At 69.9% G+C, this 17,747-nt stretch carries 22 protein-coding genes; 20 read left to right on the forward strand and 2 right to left on the reverse strand.

What is annotated here, in order from left to right; all coding sequences use genetic code 11:
• The first annotated feature begins 70 nt into the window (after positions 1–70).
• From hisD to OYT95_RS33755, 12 genes are all read left to right on the forward strand, one after another.
• Complete coding sequence (gene hisD / locus OYT95_RS33700) at positions 71–1,393, forward strand: histidinol dehydrogenase (protein ID WP_037237488.1); 1,323 nt, start codon at positions 71–73, stop codon at positions 1,391–1,393.
• Positions 1,390–2,532 carry a histidinol-phosphate transaminase gene (locus tag OYT95_RS33705; RefSeq protein ID WP_037237486.1) on the forward strand — a complete coding sequence of 381 codons (1,143 nt, stop codon included), beginning with the start codon at positions 1,390–1,392 and terminating at the stop codon, positions 2,530–2,532. Before hisD ends, OYT95_RS33705 begins: the two co-directional genes overlap by 4 nt.
• A complete protein-coding gene (hisB, locus tag OYT95_RS33710) occupies positions 2,529–3,143 on the forward strand; it encodes an imidazoleglycerol-phosphate dehydratase HisB (protein ID WP_005247522.1) in 615 nt (204 codons plus the stop codon). The genes OYT95_RS33705 and hisB overlap by 4 nt, the downstream gene beginning before the upstream one ends.
• A 13-nt stretch (positions 3,144–3,156) precedes the next feature.
• Positions 3,157–3,309 (forward strand): hypothetical protein, encoded by a 153-nt coding sequence (locus OYT95_RS33715; RefSeq protein ID WP_007297398.1) that lies wholly within the window; start codon positions 3,157–3,159, stop codon positions 3,307–3,309.
• On the forward strand, positions 3,309–4,490 hold the full coding sequence (locus OYT95_RS33720) for an MFS transporter (protein ID WP_037237483.1): 1,182 nt from the start codon (positions 3,309–3,311) through the stop codon (positions 4,488–4,490). Before OYT95_RS33715 ends, OYT95_RS33720 begins: the two co-directional genes overlap by 1 nt.
• A 9-nt stretch (positions 4,491–4,499) precedes the next feature.
• A complete protein-coding gene (gene hisH / locus OYT95_RS33725; protein ID WP_037237479.1) occupies positions 4,500–5,135 on the forward strand; it encodes an imidazole glycerol phosphate synthase subunit HisH in 636 nt (211 codons plus the stop codon).
• Positions 5,132–5,389 (forward strand): membrane protein, encoded by a 258-nt coding sequence (locus OYT95_RS33730; protein WP_005247513.1) that lies wholly within the window; start codon positions 5,132–5,134, stop codon positions 5,387–5,389. The genes hisH and OYT95_RS33730 overlap by 4 nt, the downstream gene beginning before the upstream one ends.
• Before the next feature lie 19 nt (positions 5,390–5,408).
• The gene (priA, locus tag OYT95_RS33735) at positions 5,409–6,143 is read left to right on the forward strand and encodes a bifunctional 1-(5-phosphoribosyl)-5-((5-phosphoribosylamino)methylideneamino)imidazole-4-carboxamide isomerase/phosphoribosylanthranilate isomerase PriA (RefSeq protein ID WP_005247511.1); all 735 of its coding nucleotides are present in this window, start codon (positions 5,409–5,411) and stop codon (positions 6,141–6,143) included.
• Positions 6,144–6,152: 9 nt separating this feature from the next.
• Positions 6,153–6,986: an inositol monophosphatase family protein gene (locus OYT95_RS33740; protein ID WP_037237477.1), complete on the forward strand. Its 834-nt coding sequence runs from the start codon at positions 6,153–6,155 to the stop codon at positions 6,984–6,986.
• Entirely contained in the window at positions 6,983–7,756 is a 774-nt protein-coding gene (gene hisF, locus OYT95_RS33745; RefSeq protein ID WP_037237474.1) for an imidazole glycerol phosphate synthase subunit HisF, read from the forward strand. The genes OYT95_RS33740 and hisF overlap by 4 nt, the downstream gene beginning before the upstream one ends.
• Entirely contained in the window at positions 7,753–8,097 is a 345-nt protein-coding gene (hisI, locus tag OYT95_RS33750) for a phosphoribosyl-AMP cyclohydrolase (RefSeq protein ID WP_037237471.1), read from the forward strand. Before hisF ends, hisI begins: the two co-directional genes overlap by 4 nt.
• A 145-nt stretch (positions 8,098–8,242) precedes the next feature.
• Positions 8,243–8,422: a tautomerase family protein gene (locus tag OYT95_RS33755; protein WP_005260336.1), complete on the forward strand. Its 180-nt coding sequence runs from the start codon at positions 8,243–8,245 to the stop codon at positions 8,420–8,422.
• A 78-nt stretch (positions 8,423–8,500) separates the two neighbouring features.
• Here OYT95_RS33755 and OYT95_RS33760 read toward each other — a convergent pair whose 3' ends face one another.
• On the reverse strand, positions 8,501–9,010 hold the full coding sequence (locus OYT95_RS33760; protein ID WP_037237468.1) for a MarR family winged helix-turn-helix transcriptional regulator: 510 nt from the start codon (positions 9,008–9,010) through the stop codon (positions 8,501–8,503).
• Positions 9,011–9,188: 178 nt separating this feature from the next.
• On the opposite strand from OYT95_RS33760, the gene OYT95_RS33765 reads away from it, so the two are divergent.
• A complete protein-coding gene (locus tag OYT95_RS33765; protein ID WP_037237466.1) occupies positions 9,189–9,968 on the forward strand; it encodes a dioxygenase family protein in 780 nt (259 codons plus the stop codon).
• Here OYT95_RS33765 and OYT95_RS33770 read toward each other — a convergent pair.
• The gene (locus OYT95_RS33770; RefSeq protein WP_037237464.1) at positions 9,956–10,420 is read right to left on the reverse strand and encodes a peroxiredoxin; all 465 of its coding nucleotides are present in this window, start codon (positions 10,418–10,420) and stop codon (positions 9,956–9,958) included. The two genes, OYT95_RS33765 and OYT95_RS33770, sit on opposite strands and share 13 nt — an antisense overlap.
• Positions 10,421–10,479: 59 nt before the next feature.
• Here OYT95_RS33770 and OYT95_RS33775 point away from each other — a divergent pair, with 59 nt between their 5' ends.
• From OYT95_RS33775 to OYT95_RS33805, 7 genes are all read left to right on the forward strand, one after another.
• The gene (locus OYT95_RS33775; RefSeq protein WP_112300754.1) at positions 10,480–12,066 is read left to right on the forward strand and encodes an anthranilate synthase component I; all 1,587 of its coding nucleotides are present in this window, start codon (positions 10,480–10,482) and stop codon (positions 12,064–12,066) included.
• A complete protein-coding gene (locus tag OYT95_RS33780; protein WP_037237462.1) occupies positions 12,063–12,767 on the forward strand; it encodes a TIGR02234 family membrane protein in 705 nt (234 codons plus the stop codon). Before OYT95_RS33775 ends, OYT95_RS33780 begins: the two co-directional genes overlap by 4 nt.
• Before the next feature lie 86 nt (positions 12,768–12,853).
• Positions 12,854–13,663 (forward strand): indole-3-glycerol phosphate synthase TrpC, encoded by an 810-nt coding sequence (gene trpC / locus OYT95_RS33785; protein WP_005247490.1) that lies wholly within the window; start codon positions 12,854–12,856, stop codon positions 13,661–13,663.
• 62 nt (positions 13,664–13,725) lie between these two features.
• A complete protein-coding gene (gene trpB, locus OYT95_RS33790) occupies positions 13,726–15,045 on the forward strand; it encodes a tryptophan synthase subunit beta (RefSeq protein ID WP_005247488.1) in 1,320 nt (439 codons plus the stop codon).
• On the forward strand, positions 15,042–15,845 hold the full coding sequence (gene trpA / locus OYT95_RS33795; protein WP_005247486.1) for a tryptophan synthase subunit alpha: 804 nt from the start codon (positions 15,042–15,044) through the stop codon (positions 15,843–15,845). Before trpB ends, trpA begins: the two co-directional genes overlap by 4 nt.
• Complete coding sequence (gene lgt / locus OYT95_RS33800; RefSeq protein WP_037237460.1) at positions 15,842–16,900, forward strand: prolipoprotein diacylglyceryl transferase; 1,059 nt, start codon at positions 15,842–15,844, stop codon at positions 16,898–16,900. The genes trpA and lgt overlap by 4 nt, the downstream gene beginning before the upstream one ends.
• Positions 16,893–17,729 carry a TM2 domain-containing protein gene (locus OYT95_RS33805; protein WP_081792552.1) on the forward strand — a complete coding sequence of 279 codons (837 nt, stop codon included), beginning with the start codon at positions 16,893–16,895 and terminating at the stop codon, positions 17,727–17,729. The genes lgt and OYT95_RS33805 overlap by 8 nt, the downstream gene beginning before the upstream one ends.
• The last annotated feature ends 18 nt before the right edge of the window (positions 17,730–17,747 follow it).

A 17,747-nucleotide genomic window follows, 5' to 3' on the forward strand; every position in this document is an offset into this window, starting at 1 on the left:
GCCCTGTTCTCCACAGAACGGGCCGCTCGTCCGAGACACCGTGTCCCGACAGTCGCAGAGAGGACCTCTCATGCTCGCCCGCACCGACCTTCGTGGTCGTACCCCTTCCACGGCCGAACTTCGCGCCGCACTTCCTCGAGGTGGAGTGGATGTGGACGCGGTCCTGCATCAGGTTCGCCCCGTCGTGGAGGCGGTCCGTGAGCGCGGCGCCGACGCGGCGCTCGAATTCAGCGAGAAGTTCGACGGCGTCCGTCCCGCGCAGGTGCGGGTGCCGCAGTCCGAGTTGGACCGCGCGCTCGGCGAACTCGATCCGGCCGTCCGCGCCGCCCTCGAGGTTGCGATCGAACGGACCCGCAAGGTCCACGCCGACCAGCGTCGCACCGACACCACCACCGAGGTCGTCCCGGGCGGCACTGTCACCGAACGGTGGGTGCCCGTCGACCGCGTCGGGCTGTACGTTCCCGGCGGCAACGCCGTCTACCCGTCCAGCGTCGTGATGAACGTGGTGCCCGCGCAGGCCGCCGGTGTCCGGTCGCTCGTGGTGGCGTCGCCGCCGCAGTCCGAGTTCGGTGGTCTGCCGCACCCGACGATCCTCGCCGCAGCGGCCCTGCTGGGCGTCGAGGAGGTGTGGGCCGTCGGCGGCGGTCAGGCCGTCGCTCTCCTCACCTACGGCGGCACCGACACGAATGGCGCCGAACTCGCCCCCGTCGACCTCATCACCGGCCCCGGCAACATCTACGTCACTGCCGCCAAGCGCCTCTGCCGCGGCCTCGTCGGCATCGACGCCGAGGCGGGCCCCACCGAGATCGCGATCCTCGCCGACCACACGGCCGACCCGGTGCACGTCGCGGCGGACATGATCAGCCAGGCCGAGCACGACGTGATGGCCGCGAGCGTGCTCGTCACGTCCAGCGTCGAACTCGCCGACGCCGTCGACACGGCGCTGGCCGCGCAGCTCGAGATCACCAAGCACAAGGAGCGCGTCACCGCCGCGCTGTCCGGCACGCAGTCGGGCACCGTCCTCGTCTCCGACGTCGAGGCCGGACTGCGGGTGGTCAACGCGTATGCCGCCGAGCACCTCGAGATCCAGACCGAGAACGCCACCGCCGTCGCCGCGAAGGTGACCAGTGCGGGCGCGGTGTTCGTCGGCCCGTGGGCGCCGGTCAGCCTCGGCGACTACTGCGCCGGGTCCAACCACGTCCTGCCCACGGCGGGTTGCGCCCGGCACTCCTCGGGGCTGAGCGTGCAGACGTTCCTGCGCGGCATCCACGTGGTCGACTACTCCGAATCCGCGCTGAAGGAGGTCTCCGGCCACGTCATCACCCTCGCGAACGCCGAGGACCTGCCCGCCCACGGTGAGGCCGTGCGGCTGCGGTTCGAGGCGCTGCGGTGACCGCGGCGAACGTGCCGGGCTCGTCGATCGGGGTGGATGCCCTGCCGATCCGGGAGAATCTGCGCGGCAAATCGGCGTACGGGGCGCCGCAGCTGACCGTCCCGGTTCAGCTGAACACCAACGAGAACCCGCACCCGCCCACGAAGGCGCTCGTCGACGACGTCGCGGAGTCCGTGCGGGAGGCCGCGCGGGAACTGCACCGTTACCCGGACCGTGACGCGGTGGCGCTGCGCACCGACCTCGCCGCCTACCTCGTCCGCCAGACGGGGGTGCCGGTGACGGTCGACAATGTGTGGGCGGCCAACGGCTCCAACGAGATCCTGCAGCAGTTGCTGCAGGCGTTCGGCGGTCCCGGTCGCAGTGCGATGGGCTTCGTGCCGTCGTATTCGATGCACCCGATCATCGCGGACGGCACCGAAACCGAGTGGCTGCCGATCTTCCGGCGCGCCGACTTCGCGCTCGACGTGGACGCCGCGACCGCGGCGATCGCCGAGCGCAGGCCCGACGTCGTGTTCGTCACCAGCCCCAACAACCCGACCGGGCACAGCGTCGGCATCGCGGAACTGCGGCGGGTCCTCGACGCCGCACCGGGCATCGTGATCGTCGACGAGGCGTACGCCGAATTCTCCGACGCGCCGAGCGCTCTGACGTTGATCGACGAATACCCGTCGAAGCTGGTGGTGTCGCGGACGATGAGCAAGGCGTTCGCATTCGCCGGCGGCCGGCTCGGATACCTCGCGGCCGCACCGGCATTCATCGAGGCGCTGCTCCTGGTCCGGCTGCCGTACCACCTGTCGGTGGTCACGCAGGCCGCTGCCCGCGCGGCGCTGCGGCACGCGAACGAGACGCTCGCCAGCGTGCACGCACTCGCCGCCGAGCGGGTGCGGGTGTCGAAGGCGTTGGCTGACACGGGTTTCCGCGTCATCCCCAGTGACGCGAACTTCATCCTGTTCGGTGAGTTCACCGACAGTGCCCGCGCTTGGCAGGCCTACCTCGACCGCGGAGTGCTCATCCGGGACGTCGGGATCCCCGGCTACCTGCGCGCCACCGTCGGGCTGGCCTCCGAGAACGACGCCTTCATCGTGGCGAGCGACGACATCGCCGCCACCGAACTCACCAGCTCAGGAGACCGAGGATGACCGACCGCATCGCCCGCGTGGAGCGCACCACCAAGGAATCCAGCATCACCGTCGAACTGAACCTCGACGGCACCGGCATCGTCGACGTCTCCACCGGGGTCCCGTTCTTCGATCACATGCTGACCGCGCTCGGCTCCCACGCGAGTTTCGACCTCACCGTACACGCGAAGGGCGACATCGAGATCGAGGCGCACCACACGGTGGAGGACACGTCGATCGTGCTCGGTCAGGCGCTCGGTCAGGCGCTCGGCGACAAGAAGGGCATCCGCCGGTTCGGTGACGCGTTCATCCCCATGGACGAGACGCTCGCGCACGCGTCGGTCGACGTGTCCGGGCGCCCGTACTGCGTTCACACCGGCGAACCGGAACACCTGCTGCACGCCGTCATCGGCGGCTACCCGGGCGTGCCGTACGCGACGGTGATCAACCGGCACGTGTTCGAGTCGATCGCGCTCAACGCGCGCATCGCCCTGCACGTGCGCGTCCTCTACGGGCGCGATCAGCACCACATCACCGAGGCCGAGTTCAAGGCCGTCGCCCGGGCACTGCGCGAGGCCGTCGAACCGGATCCCCGCGTCACGGGTGTGCCGTCCACCAAGGGCAGCCTGTGATCCGGGCGGATTCGTGAGTGTCGTCCTCGTCTACGTCCTGTTCATCGCCGCGGGGATCGCGGCGGGCGGGGCGTACTCCATGTGGAAGTTCAACAAACTGGCCTCGGGCGTGCTGCTGGCACTGGCGGTGCTGGCAGCCGTGGCGGGCGTTCTCAGGTTGATGTAGTGCCCGTCGCTGTGGAGCCGCGCCGCGGCCTGCTCCGCACCCGCGGCATGCCCGCCGCGATGGTGATGGGCGCGGCGGCGTTCGGCGGCTGGGCGGTGCTGCTGCCCGTGGTGCCGCTGATCGTCTCGCTGTCCGGTGGCTCGGACACGCTCGCCGGCAGCGTGACGGCCGTGTTCATGGCCGCGACCGTCGTCACCCAACTCGGTGTGCCCCGGCTCCTGCGCAGGTGGGGGCATCGCTGGGTGCTCGCCGCCGGCTGCACGCTGCTCGGTCCGCCGTCGCTGCTCCTCCTCCTGTCGACCGAGGCGATCCCGGTGCTGGCCGTGTCGGCCGTCCGGGGATCGGGCTTCGGCATGCTCACCGTCGCCAGTAGTGCGCTGGTCGCCGAACTCGTTCCCCGCGAGATGCTCGGCCGGGCGACGGGTGCGCAGGGAATCGCGGTGGCCGCCGCGCAGATGGTCGGTCTGCCCGCGGGGCTCGCGATAATGCAGCACTGGTCCGCGACCCCCGTCTTCGTGATCGGTGCCCTCATTCCCGCCCTCGCGGTGCTTGCGATCACGCGGCTCCCCGCGATCCACGCTCCCGCGGACCGCACGTCGCAGGGCCGCATCCCGCTCGCCGTCCTACTCACGCCGTGGCTCGCGATCGCGATCTCCGCAGCCGCATTCGGCGGCCTCTCCAGCCTGCTGCCGATCGCGATCTCGGAACGGGCCTCGCTCGCCGGGGTGATCCTCGCCGTCTCGAGCGGTGCGACGCTGATCGGGCGATACGCCGCCGGAACGGTCTCCGACCGGCTGGGCGTGGGTCGCGCCCTGGTTCCCGCCCTGGCGTTCGTGTGCCTCGGCCTGGTGTTGTTCGCCGTCGCCGCGGCGACGAGTGCGCCGGTGCCGCTGCTGGTGGGTGCGGCCCTGGCCTTCGGATTCGGCTTCGGCGCGGTGCAGAACGAATCCCTCGTCATGATCTTCACCGCCGCGGGACCGGCCCGATTCGGCTCGGCGAGCGCCGGATGGAACATCGGGTTCGACGCCGGAACCGGTTTCGGTTCCCTCGCGCTCGGAGCCGTCGCGTCGGCGGCCGGGTACTCCTGGGTGTTCGCGGTCGCGGCGACCGCGGTCGCGGTGGTCCCGGCCGCCGGGATGGTCGTCGGCCGCGCCCTCGGGCGTCGTGCAGCCGCCGGATAAGGTTGTGGCATGACCGTCTCCACGATTGCCGTCCTCGACTACGGCTCCGGCAACCTGCATTCGGCCACCCGCGCTCTGGCCCGGACCGGCGCGCGCGTCGAGGTCACATCCGATCACAAGGTCGCACTCGCGGCCGACGGTCTGGTCGTTCCCGGCGTCGGAGCCTTCGCCGCGTGCATGGAGGGACTCCGCGCAGTCCGGGGCGAGCGGATCATCGGTCAGCGTCTGGCCGGCGGACGACCGGTCCTCGGGATCTGCGTCGGCATGCAGATCCTCTTCGACCGCGGAGTCGAGTTCGGCGTCGAGGCGGAAGGCTGCGGCGAATGGCCCGGCACCGTCGAACGGCTCCAGGCCGAGGTGCTGCCGCACATGGGCTGGAACACCGTCGAGGCTCCGGCGGGCAGCACGCTGTTCGCGGGCATCGATCCCGGCACCCGGTTCTACTTCGTCCACTCGTACGCGGCCCAGAGCTGGGACATGCCGCCGTCCGAGCGGCTCGCGCCTCCGCTGCTCACGTGGGCCGACCACGGCGGCAAGTTCCTCGCCGCCGTCGAGAACGGCGCGCTGTCCGCCACCCAGTTCCACCCCGAGAAGTCGGGCGACGCGGGCGCGGAGCTGCTCCGGAACTGGGTAAACAGTCTGTGACCGAACCCGGGGACGGGCGCGGCGACCTGTCGATCGGCAGGCTCGCGGTGTACGCGATGGGCGCCGCCACGGCGGTGCTGGTACTCGCCACCGCGATCATTCTGGTGGTGAAACCGGGCCCCGTCCTCGGGCTGATCGTCGGACTGCTCGGTGTCGCAGGCGCGATCGCGGCCATGGGCTACGTGTCGAAACGCATGACCCGCAACGCCTACGGTCCCGATCCCGAGGACCCGGAGCCGGGTTCCGACCGCTGAGCGACTAGGGTTGTCGCACGTGAGCCTGGTTCTTTTGCCTGCTGTAGATGTCGTCAACGGTGAAGCTGTTCGCCTCGTCCAGGGGGAGGCGGGAAGCGAGACCGGATACGGCTCGCCTCGTGATGCCGCCCTCGCATGGCAGAACGACGGCGCCGAGTGGGTCCACATCGTCGACCTCGACGCCGCATTCGGTCGCGGCTCGAACCGTGAACTCCTCGCCGACGTGGTGGGCGAGCTCGACGTCCAGGTGGAACTGTCCGGTGGGATCCGCGACGACGCGTCGCTCGAGGCCGCACTGGCCACGGGCTGCGGCCGCGTCAACCTCGGTACCGCAGCCATCGAGAATCCCGAGTGGTGTGCCCGCGCCATCGCCAAGTACGGCGAGAAGATCGCCGTCGGTCTCGACGTGCGCCTCGTCGACGGTGAATACCAGCTCCGCGGGCGCGGCTGGGTAACCGAGGGCGGAAACCTGTGGGAGACCCTCGCCCGGCTCGACAAGGACGGCTGCTCACGGTACGTCGTCACCGACGTGAGCAAGGACGGCACCCTGACCGGCCCCAATCTCGAACTCCTCGCGCAGGTCTGCGCGGCCACCGACGCCCCCGTTGTGGCCTCGGGCGGCGTGTCCACCATCGACGACCTCCGGGCGATCGCCGGACTCGTCGATCAGGGGGTAGAGGGATCCATCGTCGGCAAGGCGCTGTACGCGGGGCGGTTCACCCTCCCCGAGGCGCTCGCCGCGGTCTCGGGCTGAGTTCCCGCCATGACCCTGTCCCGTGATCCCCGGGAGCTCCTCGCCGTCGCCAGTGATCTGCTCGACGGAGTGCACGACCGGTTCGTCTCGGGCGTGGGTGCCCCCAGCGCCGTCCACAAGGGTCCCGACGACTTCGCGACCGCCGTCGACCTCGAACTCGAGAAGCGGCTGACCGGCGAATTGCGCGACCGCACCGGCATCGACGTCCACGGCGAGGAGTTCGGCGGCCCCGATCTGGGCAGCGGACCCGTCTGGGTGCTCGACCCCATCGACGGCACGTTCAACTACTCGGCCGGCCTGCCCACGGCGGGCACGCTGCTCGCGCTCCTCGACGACGGGGTCCCCGTTCTCGGTCTCACGTGGCTGCCGCTCGTCGGGCGGCGGTATGCGGCCGTCGCGGACGGCCCGCTGCTCGAAGGTGGCACGCCGCTGCCTGCGCTCGGTCGCACGTCGCTGGCGTCGTCGATCGTGGGCCTGGGCGCACTGAACATCGACAGTCGCGGGCGCATCCCCGGCGCGTACCGGCTGCAGGTCCTCGCGCAGCTCAGCCGGGTGTCCTCGCGGATCCGGATCCACGGGTCCACCGGCGTCGACCTCGCGTTCACCGCGGCCGGAATACTCGGTGGCGCGGTCGTGTTCGGCCACAATGCGTGGGACAACGCCGCCGGTGTCGCGCTGGTACGCGCCGCGGGCGGTGTGGTGACGGATCTGGGCGGCAAGCCCTGGACCGTCACGTCCGACTCGGTGCTCGCCGGAGCGCCCGGAGTGCACGGCGAAATTCTCGATATCCTCGGATCACTGGGTGATCCTCGTTCCGAGCCTTCAGGAGGGCGTACGCAATGACTCTGGCGGTTCGAGTGATCCCGTGTCTGGACGTCGATGCGGGACGCGTCGTCAAGGGCGTCAACTTCGAGAACCTGCGGGACGCGGGTGACCCCGTCGAGCTGGCTGCCGCATACGACGCCCAGGGAGCCGACGAGCTCACGTTCCTCGACGTCACCGCGTCCACCGCGGACCGGGGCACCATGCTCGACGTGGTGAGCCGGACAGCGGAACAGGTCTTCATCCCGCTCACGGTCGGCGGCGGTGTCCGCACCGTCGAGGACGTCGACCGGTTGCTGCGCGCCGGCGCCGACAAGGTGAGCGTCAACACCGCGGCGATCGCCCGGCCCGAGTTGCTCCGCGAACTCAGCGAACGCTTCGGCTCCCAGTGCATCGTGCTGTCGGTCGATGCGCGCACCGTGTCGCAGGGGCAGCCGGACACCCCGTCGGGGTGGGAGGTCACGACTCACGGCGGCAAGCGTGGCACCGGTATCGACGCGGTGGAGTGGGCGGTCCGCGGCGCCGAACTGGGCGTCGGGGAGATCCTGCTCAACTCGATGGACGCGGACGGCACGAAGGCCGGTTTCGACCTGCCGATGATCCGGGCGGTGCGCGCCGCCGTGCACGTGCCGGTGATCGCCAGCGGGGGAGCGGGCGCAGTCGAGCACTTCGCGCCCGCGGTCGGCGCCGGCGCGGACGCCGTCCTGGCAGCCAGTGTCTTCCACTTCGGCGACATGACGATCGGCGACGTGAAGAAGTCCATGCGTGAAGAAGGGATCACCGTCCGATGAGTCTCGACCCCGCCATCGCGTCCCGCCTCAAGCGCAACGAGGCGGGACTGTTCAGTGCCGTCGCGCAGGAGCGGTCGACGGGCGACGTCCTGATGGTGGCGTGGATGGACGACGAGGCCCTCGCGCGCACCATCGACACCCGCAAGGGCACGTACTACTCCCGGTCCCGTCAGCAGTACTGGGTGAAGGGCGAGACGTCCGGCCACACGCAGTACGTCCACGAGGTGCGGCTCGACTGCGACGGCGACACCGTGCTGCTCGTCGTCGATCAGGAGGGGGCGGCGTGCCACACGGGCACGCACACCTGCTTCGACTCCGACGTGCTCCTCGCCACCGAGTAACGCACCTCGACGCACGGGCGGAATGCCCGCATGCCCTCGGGCGGAATGCCCGCATGCCCTCGGGCGGAATGCCCGCATGCCCTCGGGCGGAATGCCCGCATGCCCTCGGGCGGAATGCCCGCATGCCCTCGGGCAGAATGCCCGCATGCCATTGATTCAGATCAGTCAGACACCGGGGCTCACCGCGGAGCAGAAGCGCGCCACGATCGAGGCCGTCACGCAGGCTTACGCCGATGCGACGGGCAAGGATCCCGCGAAGGTGTGGGTGACGATCACCGAGGTCCCGCGCGACAGCTGGGGTGTCGGCGGGACGCCGCTGGGGTGAGCTGCCGGGACGCCGCTGGGGTGAGCTGCCGGGACGCCGCTGGGGTGAGCTGCCGGGACGCCGCTGGGGTGAGTGCTGTCAGGCTCGGCCGGTTCCCGACGCGATGCTCTTGTCGAGTTGGGTGAGCATGGCGCCGGACAGTTCGGACAGCTGACGGACCTGTTCGGCGGACAGTCCGTCGAAGATCAGGGACCGGACGGATTCGACGTGCGGGGGTGCGGCCTCGACGACCTTGGCCATGCCTTCGTCCGTGAGGACGGCGTCGGAGCCGCGGCTGCCGCGGATGCTCTCGCGGCGTACCCAGCCGGCTTTTTCCATCTTGGTGACGACGTGGGACAGCCGGGACAGTGACGCGTTGGCGCGCTGGGCGAGCAGGGACAGTTGCAGGCGCCGGTTCGCTTCGCCGGACAGTGAGGCGAGGACGAAGTACTCGAAGTGGGTGAGTGCTGAGTCGCGTTGGAGCTGGGTGTCGAGTGCGGCGGGGAGCCGGGTGACCAGGGCGATGAGGGTGAGCCAGGCCTCCTGCTGCTCTGCGTCGAGCCATCGGGTGCCGGGCTCGGCCGACTTGCCTTCGTCGTTACCACTCATCAGTGGTGTCCTCCATCCGTACGTCGATCCACGCGTGCAGCGTGTCCAACATAGTTAGCACGTCGCGGACCGGATCGTGTCCGGGGAATAGTTGCCGCGCCCCCGGGTTGACTCCTATAGTAACTTGAAGGTTCAACATTGAGAGTTCAATGCTGGATCTCGATCCGAAGGAGTCGCGATGACCGCCACCATGCCCGCACTGTTCCTCAGCCATGGTGCGCCTCCGCTGGTCGACAGTGAACTGTGGGTCGCGCAGCTGGCGAAGTGGGCGGGCGACCTGCCGCGGCCGAAGGCCATCCTGATGGTGTCGGCACACTGGGAATCCGCGCCGCTCACGATCGGATCCACCACCACCGGCACGCCCCTGGTCTACGACTTCGGGGGCTTCCCCGAACGCTTCTACCGGACCACGTACGAGTCGCCCGGCGCCCCCGGACTCGCGGCGCAGGTCGCGGCCCTGATGCCGGACGACGAGACCGTGTCGCATCAGCCGCACCGCGGCCTCGACCACGGCGCCTACGTGCCGTTGACGGTCATGTACCCCGACGCCGACATCCCGGTCCTCCAGATCTCGCTGCCCACGCTCGACCCGCAGCGACTGCTGCACCTCGGTGAGCGGCTGCGTCCCCTGCGCGAGCAGGGTGTGCTGATCGTCGGTTCCGGATTCACCACCCACGGGCTGCCGTTCCTGCGCGACCCGTCACCCGACGCGAAGGCACCCGGCTGGTCGTCGGAGTTCGACGCCTGGGCGGACGAGCGGCTCGCCGCGGGCGACGTCGATTCGCTCGTCGACTTCCGCTCGCTCGCGCCGGGCATGCCGTACGCCCACCCGACGATCGAGCACTTCGCGCCGCTGTTCGTCACGCTGGGCGCCTCGAGCGATCCCGAGCAGATTCCCCGGCAGGTGGTCGACGGTTTCTGGATGGGGCTGGCCAAACGGTCGATTCAGGTGGACTGACGCGTCCGGAGGAAGGCGAGCGCCTGATCGCCGTGTGTGTTGGCGCGGAACTCGCTCGAGATGACCTCGAGCACGGTGCGGTCGGTGTCGATGACGAACGTCGACCGCTTGACGGGGGCGAGCTTGCCGAGCAGTCCGCGGCGGACCCCGAACTTCTCCGCGACGGCTCCGTCGGTGTCCGACAGCAGCGGGTAGTCGAACGACTGCGCCTGCGCGAATGACGCCTGCTTCTCCACCGCGTCGGTGCTGATCCCGGCGCGGGACGCGCCCACCGCGGAGAACTCGATGCCGAGGTCACGGAAATGGCAGGCCTCGGCGGTGCAGACCGGCGTCGACGCCGCAGGGTAGAAGAACAGCACCAGAGGGCCGTCCTCGAGGAGGCTCGACAGCGATCGCGCGATGCCGTCCTGATCGGGCAGGGTGAATTCCGGTGCGAGCTGACCTGGCTTCATGAGAGCCGAGGCTACCCGCGCACGCAGACACGACGAGTGCGCCTGGGATGATGGTCGGCATGCACGGCGAGCCCACCACGATTTCCGCACCCGAGTCCGCCGCCACCCCGGCCGACGGCGGGTCCGACTCGACCACCACGCGCGAGCAGTTCCACGCTCTCGCCGCCGAACACCGGGTGGTCCCGGTGACGCGCAAGGTGCTGGCTGACGCGGAAACTCCGCTGTCGGCGTACACCAAGCTGGCGGCGAACCGGCCGGGGACCTTCCTGCTCGAGTCGGCGGAGAACGGCCGATCGTGGTCGCGATGGTCGTTCATCGGCGCGGGCAGCCCCGCCGCGCTCACCGTCGTCGACGGTGAGGCCGCGTGGTACGGCAACGTCCCCGCGGGTGTCCCGTCCGGCGGCGATCCGATCGCGGCCCTCGGCCAGACGCTGGAACTGCTCCGCACCGAGCGGCTGCCCGACCTGCCGCCGCTGACCGGCGGCATGGTCGGCTTCCTCGGATACGACGCGGTGCGCCGGATCGAGCGGATCGGCGAGCACGCCACCGACGATCTGCAGATCCCCGAGATGGTCATGTTGCTGGCGACGGACCTCGCTGCCGTCGACCACCACGAGGGCGCCATCACGCTGATCGCCAACGCCGTGAACTGGGACGGCACGGACGAACGCGTCGACGAAGCCTACGACTCCGCGGTCGAGCGGCTGGACCGGATGACGCACGCCCTGTCGGCCCCGGCGTCGTCCACCGTGTCCACGTTCGCGAAGCCCGCCCCCGACTACCGGCGTCAGCGCACCACCGAAGGTTTCGGCGCCGACGTGCAGAAGCTCGTGGGAGACATCGAGGCGGGCGAGGCGTTTCAGGTCGTGCTGTCGCAGCGCTTCGAGATCGACTGCACGGCGGACCCGATCGACGTCTACCGGATGCTGCGCGCCTCCAATCCCAGCCCGTACATGTACCTGCTCAACGTGCCGAACGGCGACGGCGAGACCGCGTTCTCGATCGTCGGTTCGAGCCCGGAGGCCCTGGTGACCGTGTCGGAAGGCGTCGCCACCACGCACCCGATCGCGGGAACCCGGTGGCGCGGGCACACCGAGGAGGAGGACATCCTGCTCGAGAAGGACCTGCTCGCCGACGAGAAGGAGAACGCGGAGCACCTGATGCTCGTGGATCTGGGCCGCAACGACCTCGGGCGCGTGTGCGAACCGGGCACCGTGAAGGTTCACGACTACCGCCACATCGAGCGGTACAGCCACGTGATGCATCTCGTCTCCACCGTCACCGGTCACCTCGCGGACGGCAAGCAGGCCCTGGACGCCGTCACCGCGTGCTTCCCGGCGGGCACCCTGTCGGGCGCGCCGAAGGTCCGGGCGATGCAGCTGATCGAGGAACTCGAGCCCACGCGCCGGGGCATCTACGGCGGCATCATCGGGTACCTCGACTTCGCCGGCGACGCCGACACGGCCATCGCGATCCGGACGGCGCTGATCAAGGACGGCATCGGGTACGTCCAGGCGGGTGCGGGCGTCGTCGCCGACTCGAACCCCGAATACGAGGACACCGAGGCGCGGAACAAGGCGATGGCGGTGCTCAGCGCGATCGCGGCGGCACACACGCTGAAGACCCTGGGAGGCGACACGCAGTGAGTGACGCGTCGGAGACGGCCCGGGAACCCGGGCGGGCGGGACGTCGCCGGTCGATGATCTCGGTGCTGCTGCTCGCCGTCGCCGCGCTGTGCCTGTGGGGTGCCTCCCGGATGACGTGGGTGGAGGTCACCTCCTCCGACGGGCTCGGCGAGGAGCGCACGTCCGCGCTCGTCGGCGGCACGTGGGCCGCGGCGCTCACGCCGCTGGCGCTGACCCTGGTCGCCGCGATCGCCGCGTCGTTCGCCGTGAAGGGCTGGGCGCTGCGGGTGCTCGGTGTGCTCGTCGCGGTCGTGGCCGTCGCGGCCGCGGTCCCCGCCGTGGGGTTGATCGTGTCCGGCGCCTCCGACGACGAGGCGGGCCGGCTGGCCGAGTTGCCGGGCCGCGCCGAGGTCCAGTCGGTGTCCGTGCACGTCGGCCCCGCCGTTCTCGCGCTGGTGGGCGCGTTGGCGGCGCTCGCTGCCGCGGTGGAACTCGTCCGCCGTCCGCGCGTGCGGGCCGGGCTCTCCTCCAAGTACGACAGCCCCGGTGCGCGACGTGATGCGGCGAAGAAGACCGGCGCCGATTCGGCTGAGGGTCCCGTCACCCAGCGCATGCTCTGGGATGCCCTGGACGCCGGGGAGGACCCGACGGTGGAAGACAAGAAAGCCGAACCTGTCGACCAAGTTGACGGACCGGACAAAGACCCGGGGACCCGAACGTAAACAGAATCAGAGTGCCATCTAGGCTGACTTCACCCCTGATGATGTTCCTCACATCGGGTTTCTGCCCAGAAAGGACTCGGGCCACGATGACCGTTCTCGACTCGATTCTCGACGGGGTGCGCGCCGACGTCGCCGCCCGCGAAGCCGTCCTTGACTTCGCCGCAGTCAAGGCTGCCGCCGCCGCCGCACCGCCGGCCCTCGATGCCGCGGCCGCCCTGCTCGAGCCGGGCATCGGAGTCATCGCCGAGGTCAAGCGCGCGAGTCCCTCGAAGGGCGCGCTCGCCGACATCACCGACCCCGCCGAGTTGGCCGCCGCGTACCAGGCCGGTGGGGCCCGCGTGATCAGCGTGCTCACCGAGGAGCGGCGGTTCCAGGGGTCCCTCGCGGACCTCGACGCCGTCCGCCGCGCGGTGAGCATCCCGATCCTCCGCAAGGACTTCATCGTCGGGCCGTATCAGATCCACGAGGCCCGCGCGCACGGCGCCGACGTCGTGCTGCTCATCGTCGCCGCCCTCGAACAGGACGCGCTCGCGTCGCTGATCGACCGCACGGAGTCGCTGGGCATGACGGCCCTCGTCGAGGTCCACACCGAGGAAGAGGCCAACCGGGCGCTCGAGGCGGGCGCCAAGGTGATCGGTGTCAACGCCCGCAACCTCAAGACGCTCGAGGTCGACAAGAACACGTTCGGCGAGATCGCTCCCGGGCTGCCCACCGAGATCATCAAGATCGCCGAGTCCGGTGTGCGCGGCACGGCCGACCTGCTGGCCTACGCCGGTGCGGGAGCCGACGCGGTGCTGGTCGGCGAAGGCCTCGTCACCAGCGGGGATCCGCGCAAGGCGGTCGCCGATCTGGTCAACGCCGGCGCTCACCCGTCCTGCCCCAAGCCGTCACGCTGACGCTGCGTCGGCGGAGCTGACCCGGACGGCGGCGGAACCCGGCGTTGGGGCAGACTGGTCCTGTGACTTCACGTAATCAGGAAACCGTCTTCAAGGGTGGCAATCTGCCGACTGCCAGCGCCGGAATCGCCGAGCGCACGACGCACGACCCCGACGCCGGAGGACACTTCGGCGTGTACGGCGGACGGCACGTGCCCGAGGCCCTGATGGCAGTGATCGAGGAGGTCACCGCCGAGTACGAGAAGGCCCGCGCCGACGACGCGTTCCTGAACGAACTCGATCGTCTCCAGCGCGACTACACCGGCCGTCCGTCCCCGATCTTCGAGGCGAAACGGATGAGCGAGTTCGCCGGTGGGGCGCGGCTCATCCTCAAGCGCGAAGACCTCAACCACACCGGCTCGCACAAGATCAACAATGTGCTCGGTCAGGTGCTGCTCGCCAAGCGCATGGGCAAGACCCGCATCATCGCGGAGACCGGCGCCGGCCAGCACGGTGTGGCGACCGCGACCGCCTGTGCGCTCCTCGGCCTCGAATGCGTCATCTACATGGGTGCCGTCGACACCGAGCGGCAGGCGCTGAACGTCGCCCGCATGCGGTTGCTGGGTTCCTCGGTGGTGTCGGTCGAGTCGGGGTCGAGGACCCTGAAGGACGCCATCAACGAGGCGCTGCGCGACTGGGTCACCAACGCCCACAACACGTACTACTGCTTCGGCACCGCTGCCGGACCGCACCCGTTCCCGACCATCGTCCGCGACTTCCAGCGCGTCGTCGGTCTGGAGGCGCGCGCCCAGGTGCAGGCGCTGACGGGTCGGCTGCCCGACGCGGTGACGGCGTGCGTCGGCGGCGGTTCCAACGCCATCGGCATCTTCCACGCGTTCCTCGACGACCCGGCCGTGCGGCTGGTCGGCTACGAGGCCGCCGGTGACGGCGTCGAGACCGGGCGGCACGCCGCCACGTTCGCGGCGGGCACCCCGGGCGCGTTCCAGGGCGCGTACTCGTACCTGCTGCAGGACGAGGACGGCCAGACCATCGAGTCGCACTCGATCTCCGCGGGCCTCGACTACCCCGGTGTCGGACCGGAGCACGCACTCCTCAAGGACATCGGCCGCGCCACCTACGAGCCGGTCACCGACACGGAGGCCATGGACGCGCTGCGTCTGCTGTCCGAGCGGGAGGGCATCATCCCGGCCATCGAGTCCGCCCACGCCGTCGCCGGGTCGCTGCGACTGGGCCGCGAACTGGGGGAGGGCGCGATCATCGTCATCAGCCTGTCCGGGCGCGGCGACAAGGACATGGACACCGCCGCCAAGTGGTTCGGACTGTTCGATCCCGACGACTCGACCGAGACCACCACGACTGACAAGGAAGGTTCGGCCAAGTGAGCGAACGACTCTCGCGCCTCGCCCCGACGTTCGCGCAGTGCCGCGAGGAGAAGCGCGCCGCGCTCGTCGGGTACCTCCCCGCCGGTTTCCCGACCGTGCAGGAGTCCATCGACGTGTTCAAGGCGATGGTCGAATCCGGTTGCGACATCGTCGAGGTCGGCATCGCCTACTCCGACCCGGTGATGGACGGACCCACCATCCAGGCGGCGGCCGAGACGGCGCTGCGGAACGGTGTCCGGGTGCGTGACGTGTTCACCGTCGTCGAGGCGATCGCCTCCGTCGGCGGCAAGGCCGTCGTGATGACCTACTGGAATCCGGTCCTGCAGTACGGGGTCGACAAGTTCTCCCGCGACCTGGCGAGCGCGGGCGGCCTCGGGCTGATCACGCCCAACCTCATCCCGGAGGAGGCCGGCGAGTGGATCGCCGCGTCGAAGGAACACGACCTCGACCGGATCTTCCTCGTGGCGCCGTCGTCGACCGAGGAACGCCTCGCGATGACACTCGACGCCAGCAGCGGCTTCGTGTACGCCGCGTCCACGATGGGTGTCACCGGCGCCCGTGACGCGGTGTCGTCGATGGCACCCGAGCTGACGGCCCGCATCCGCGCCCACTCGGACATTCCGGTGGGTGTCGGACTGGGTGTCCGCTCCGGCGCGCAGGCCGCCGAGATCGCCGCGTACGCCGATGCGGTCATCGTCGGATCCGCGCTGGTCACGGCCGCGGAGAGCGGTCTGGACGCCGTGCGCTCGCTCACGAAGGAACTCGCCGAGGGCGTTCGCTCCGCTACCGTGGCGTCGTGACTTCCACTGTGGACGTACTGGCCTACATTCCGAGTCCACCCCAAGGTGTCTGGTATGTCGGACCGGTGGCCCTGCGCGCGTACGCGCTGTTCATCATCGTCGGGATCGTCGTCGCGATCGTGTGGGGTGACCGTCGCTGGGTCGCCCGCGGCGGCGAGAAGGGCACGGTCCTCGACATCGCCATCTGGGCGGTGCCGTTCGGCCTGATCGGCGGCCGTCTCTACCACGTGATGACCGACTGGCCGACGTACTTCGGGGAAGGCGGCGACCCCGTCGACGCCCTGAAGGTGTGGCAGGGCGGCCTCGGCATCTGGGGCGCCGTGGCGCTCGGCGGCGTCGGAGCCTGGATCGGTTGTCGTCGCCGCGGCATCCCGCTGCCTGCGCTCGGCGACGCGGTCGCGCCCGCGATCCTGCTGGCGCAGGCGATCGGCCGGCTCGGAAACTACTTCAACCAGGAACTCTACGGTCGCGAGACCGACGTGCCGTGGGGGCTCGAGATCTTCGAGCGGCGCAACGACCTGGGCCAGGTGTCACCGCAGCTGATCGACGGGGTGTCCACCGGCGAGGTCGCGTTCGTGGTGCATCCGACGTTCCTGTACGAGGCGCTGTGGAACGTGCTGATCGTCCTCCTGCTCGTGTGGGTCGATCGCCGCTTCCGCATCGGTCACGGCCGACTCTTCGCCCTGTACGTGGCCGGTTACTGCGCCGGCCGCTTCTGGATCGAACTGATGCGCAGCGATCACGCGAGCCTCATCGCCGGTGTCCGCGTGAACTCGTTCACGTCCGCCCTGGTGTTCGTCGCGGCCCTGGTGTACTTCTTCGCCGCGACGAAGGGCCGTGAGGACCCGGCCGAATTGCGGCCTGCAGACGGCGAACCGGTCGACAGCGAGACCACGGAGAAGGAGCCCGAGAAGAACGTCGAGGACGGGAACGAGGGCAAGGACGAGGGCGCGTCGGAGCCGGTATCGGACGACAAGGCCGCGAGTACTGCGAGTGCCGGCGGCGAGGCGGGCACGAAGCCCATCGACAGCAAGAAGGATGACGCGAATGACTGAACCGGGGAAAGCATCCGACGATTCCGGCAAGGGTGCATCCGAGGACGCACACAAGGTCGATCTGGGGAAGAGCAGCGACGGCACCGAGAACAGCACCGAGTCGAGCCCGCCGCCCGAGTTCGGCTCACCCTTCGATTACGACGCCACCGCCGAGGCCTCGCTGTCCCAGCCGCCGGCCACGTCGGACGCGACGCCGTCACCGGGTTCGTCCGGCACCGGACCGGGCTGGGACACCTACTCCGGTGTCGGTAACGGCCCGGGCTGGGGGTCGACGCCCATCTACCCGTCGCCGAGTGGAACCGAGCCGACGGCCCCGCTCCCGAACGTCGGCGAGCCGACCGCGCCCTACACCGGCTACGAGAAGCCCCAGCAGCAACCGGACGGTCCCACCTACGGCGCACCCGACCCCAACTACGGCGCGCAGTACGGGGCGGCTCCGCAGTCGCCGCAGGACTACCAGCAGCCCGGGTATCAGCAGCCGGGGTACGGGCAGCAGCAGGGTTACCCCCAGCAGGGGTTCCCGCCGCCCGGATACGCCCCCGCCGGCTACAACGCGTACGCCGATCCGTCGGCGCCGTTCGGCAGGCATCCGCTGACGGGTGAGCCGTACTCGGACAAGTCCAAGCTGACCGCAGGCCTGCTGCAGATCTTCCTCGGCGGTTTCGGAGTCGGGCGGTTCTACCTGAACCAGCCCGGCATCGCCGTGGCTCAGATCGCCGTCACGTGGCTCACCTGTGGAATCGGGGGAATCTGGCCGCTGGTCGACGGCATCATGATGCTGACCGGGAGCGTGAAGGACAAGTACGGACGACCCCTGCGGGAGCAGTGACGATCCCCGACCGAACTG

It is taken from the genome of Rhodococcus sp. JS3073, assembly GCF_026810085.1.
Taxonomy (GTDB): Bacteria; Actinomycetota; Actinomycetes; order Mycobacteriales; family Mycobacteriaceae; genus Rhodococcus_F; species Rhodococcus_F wratislaviensis.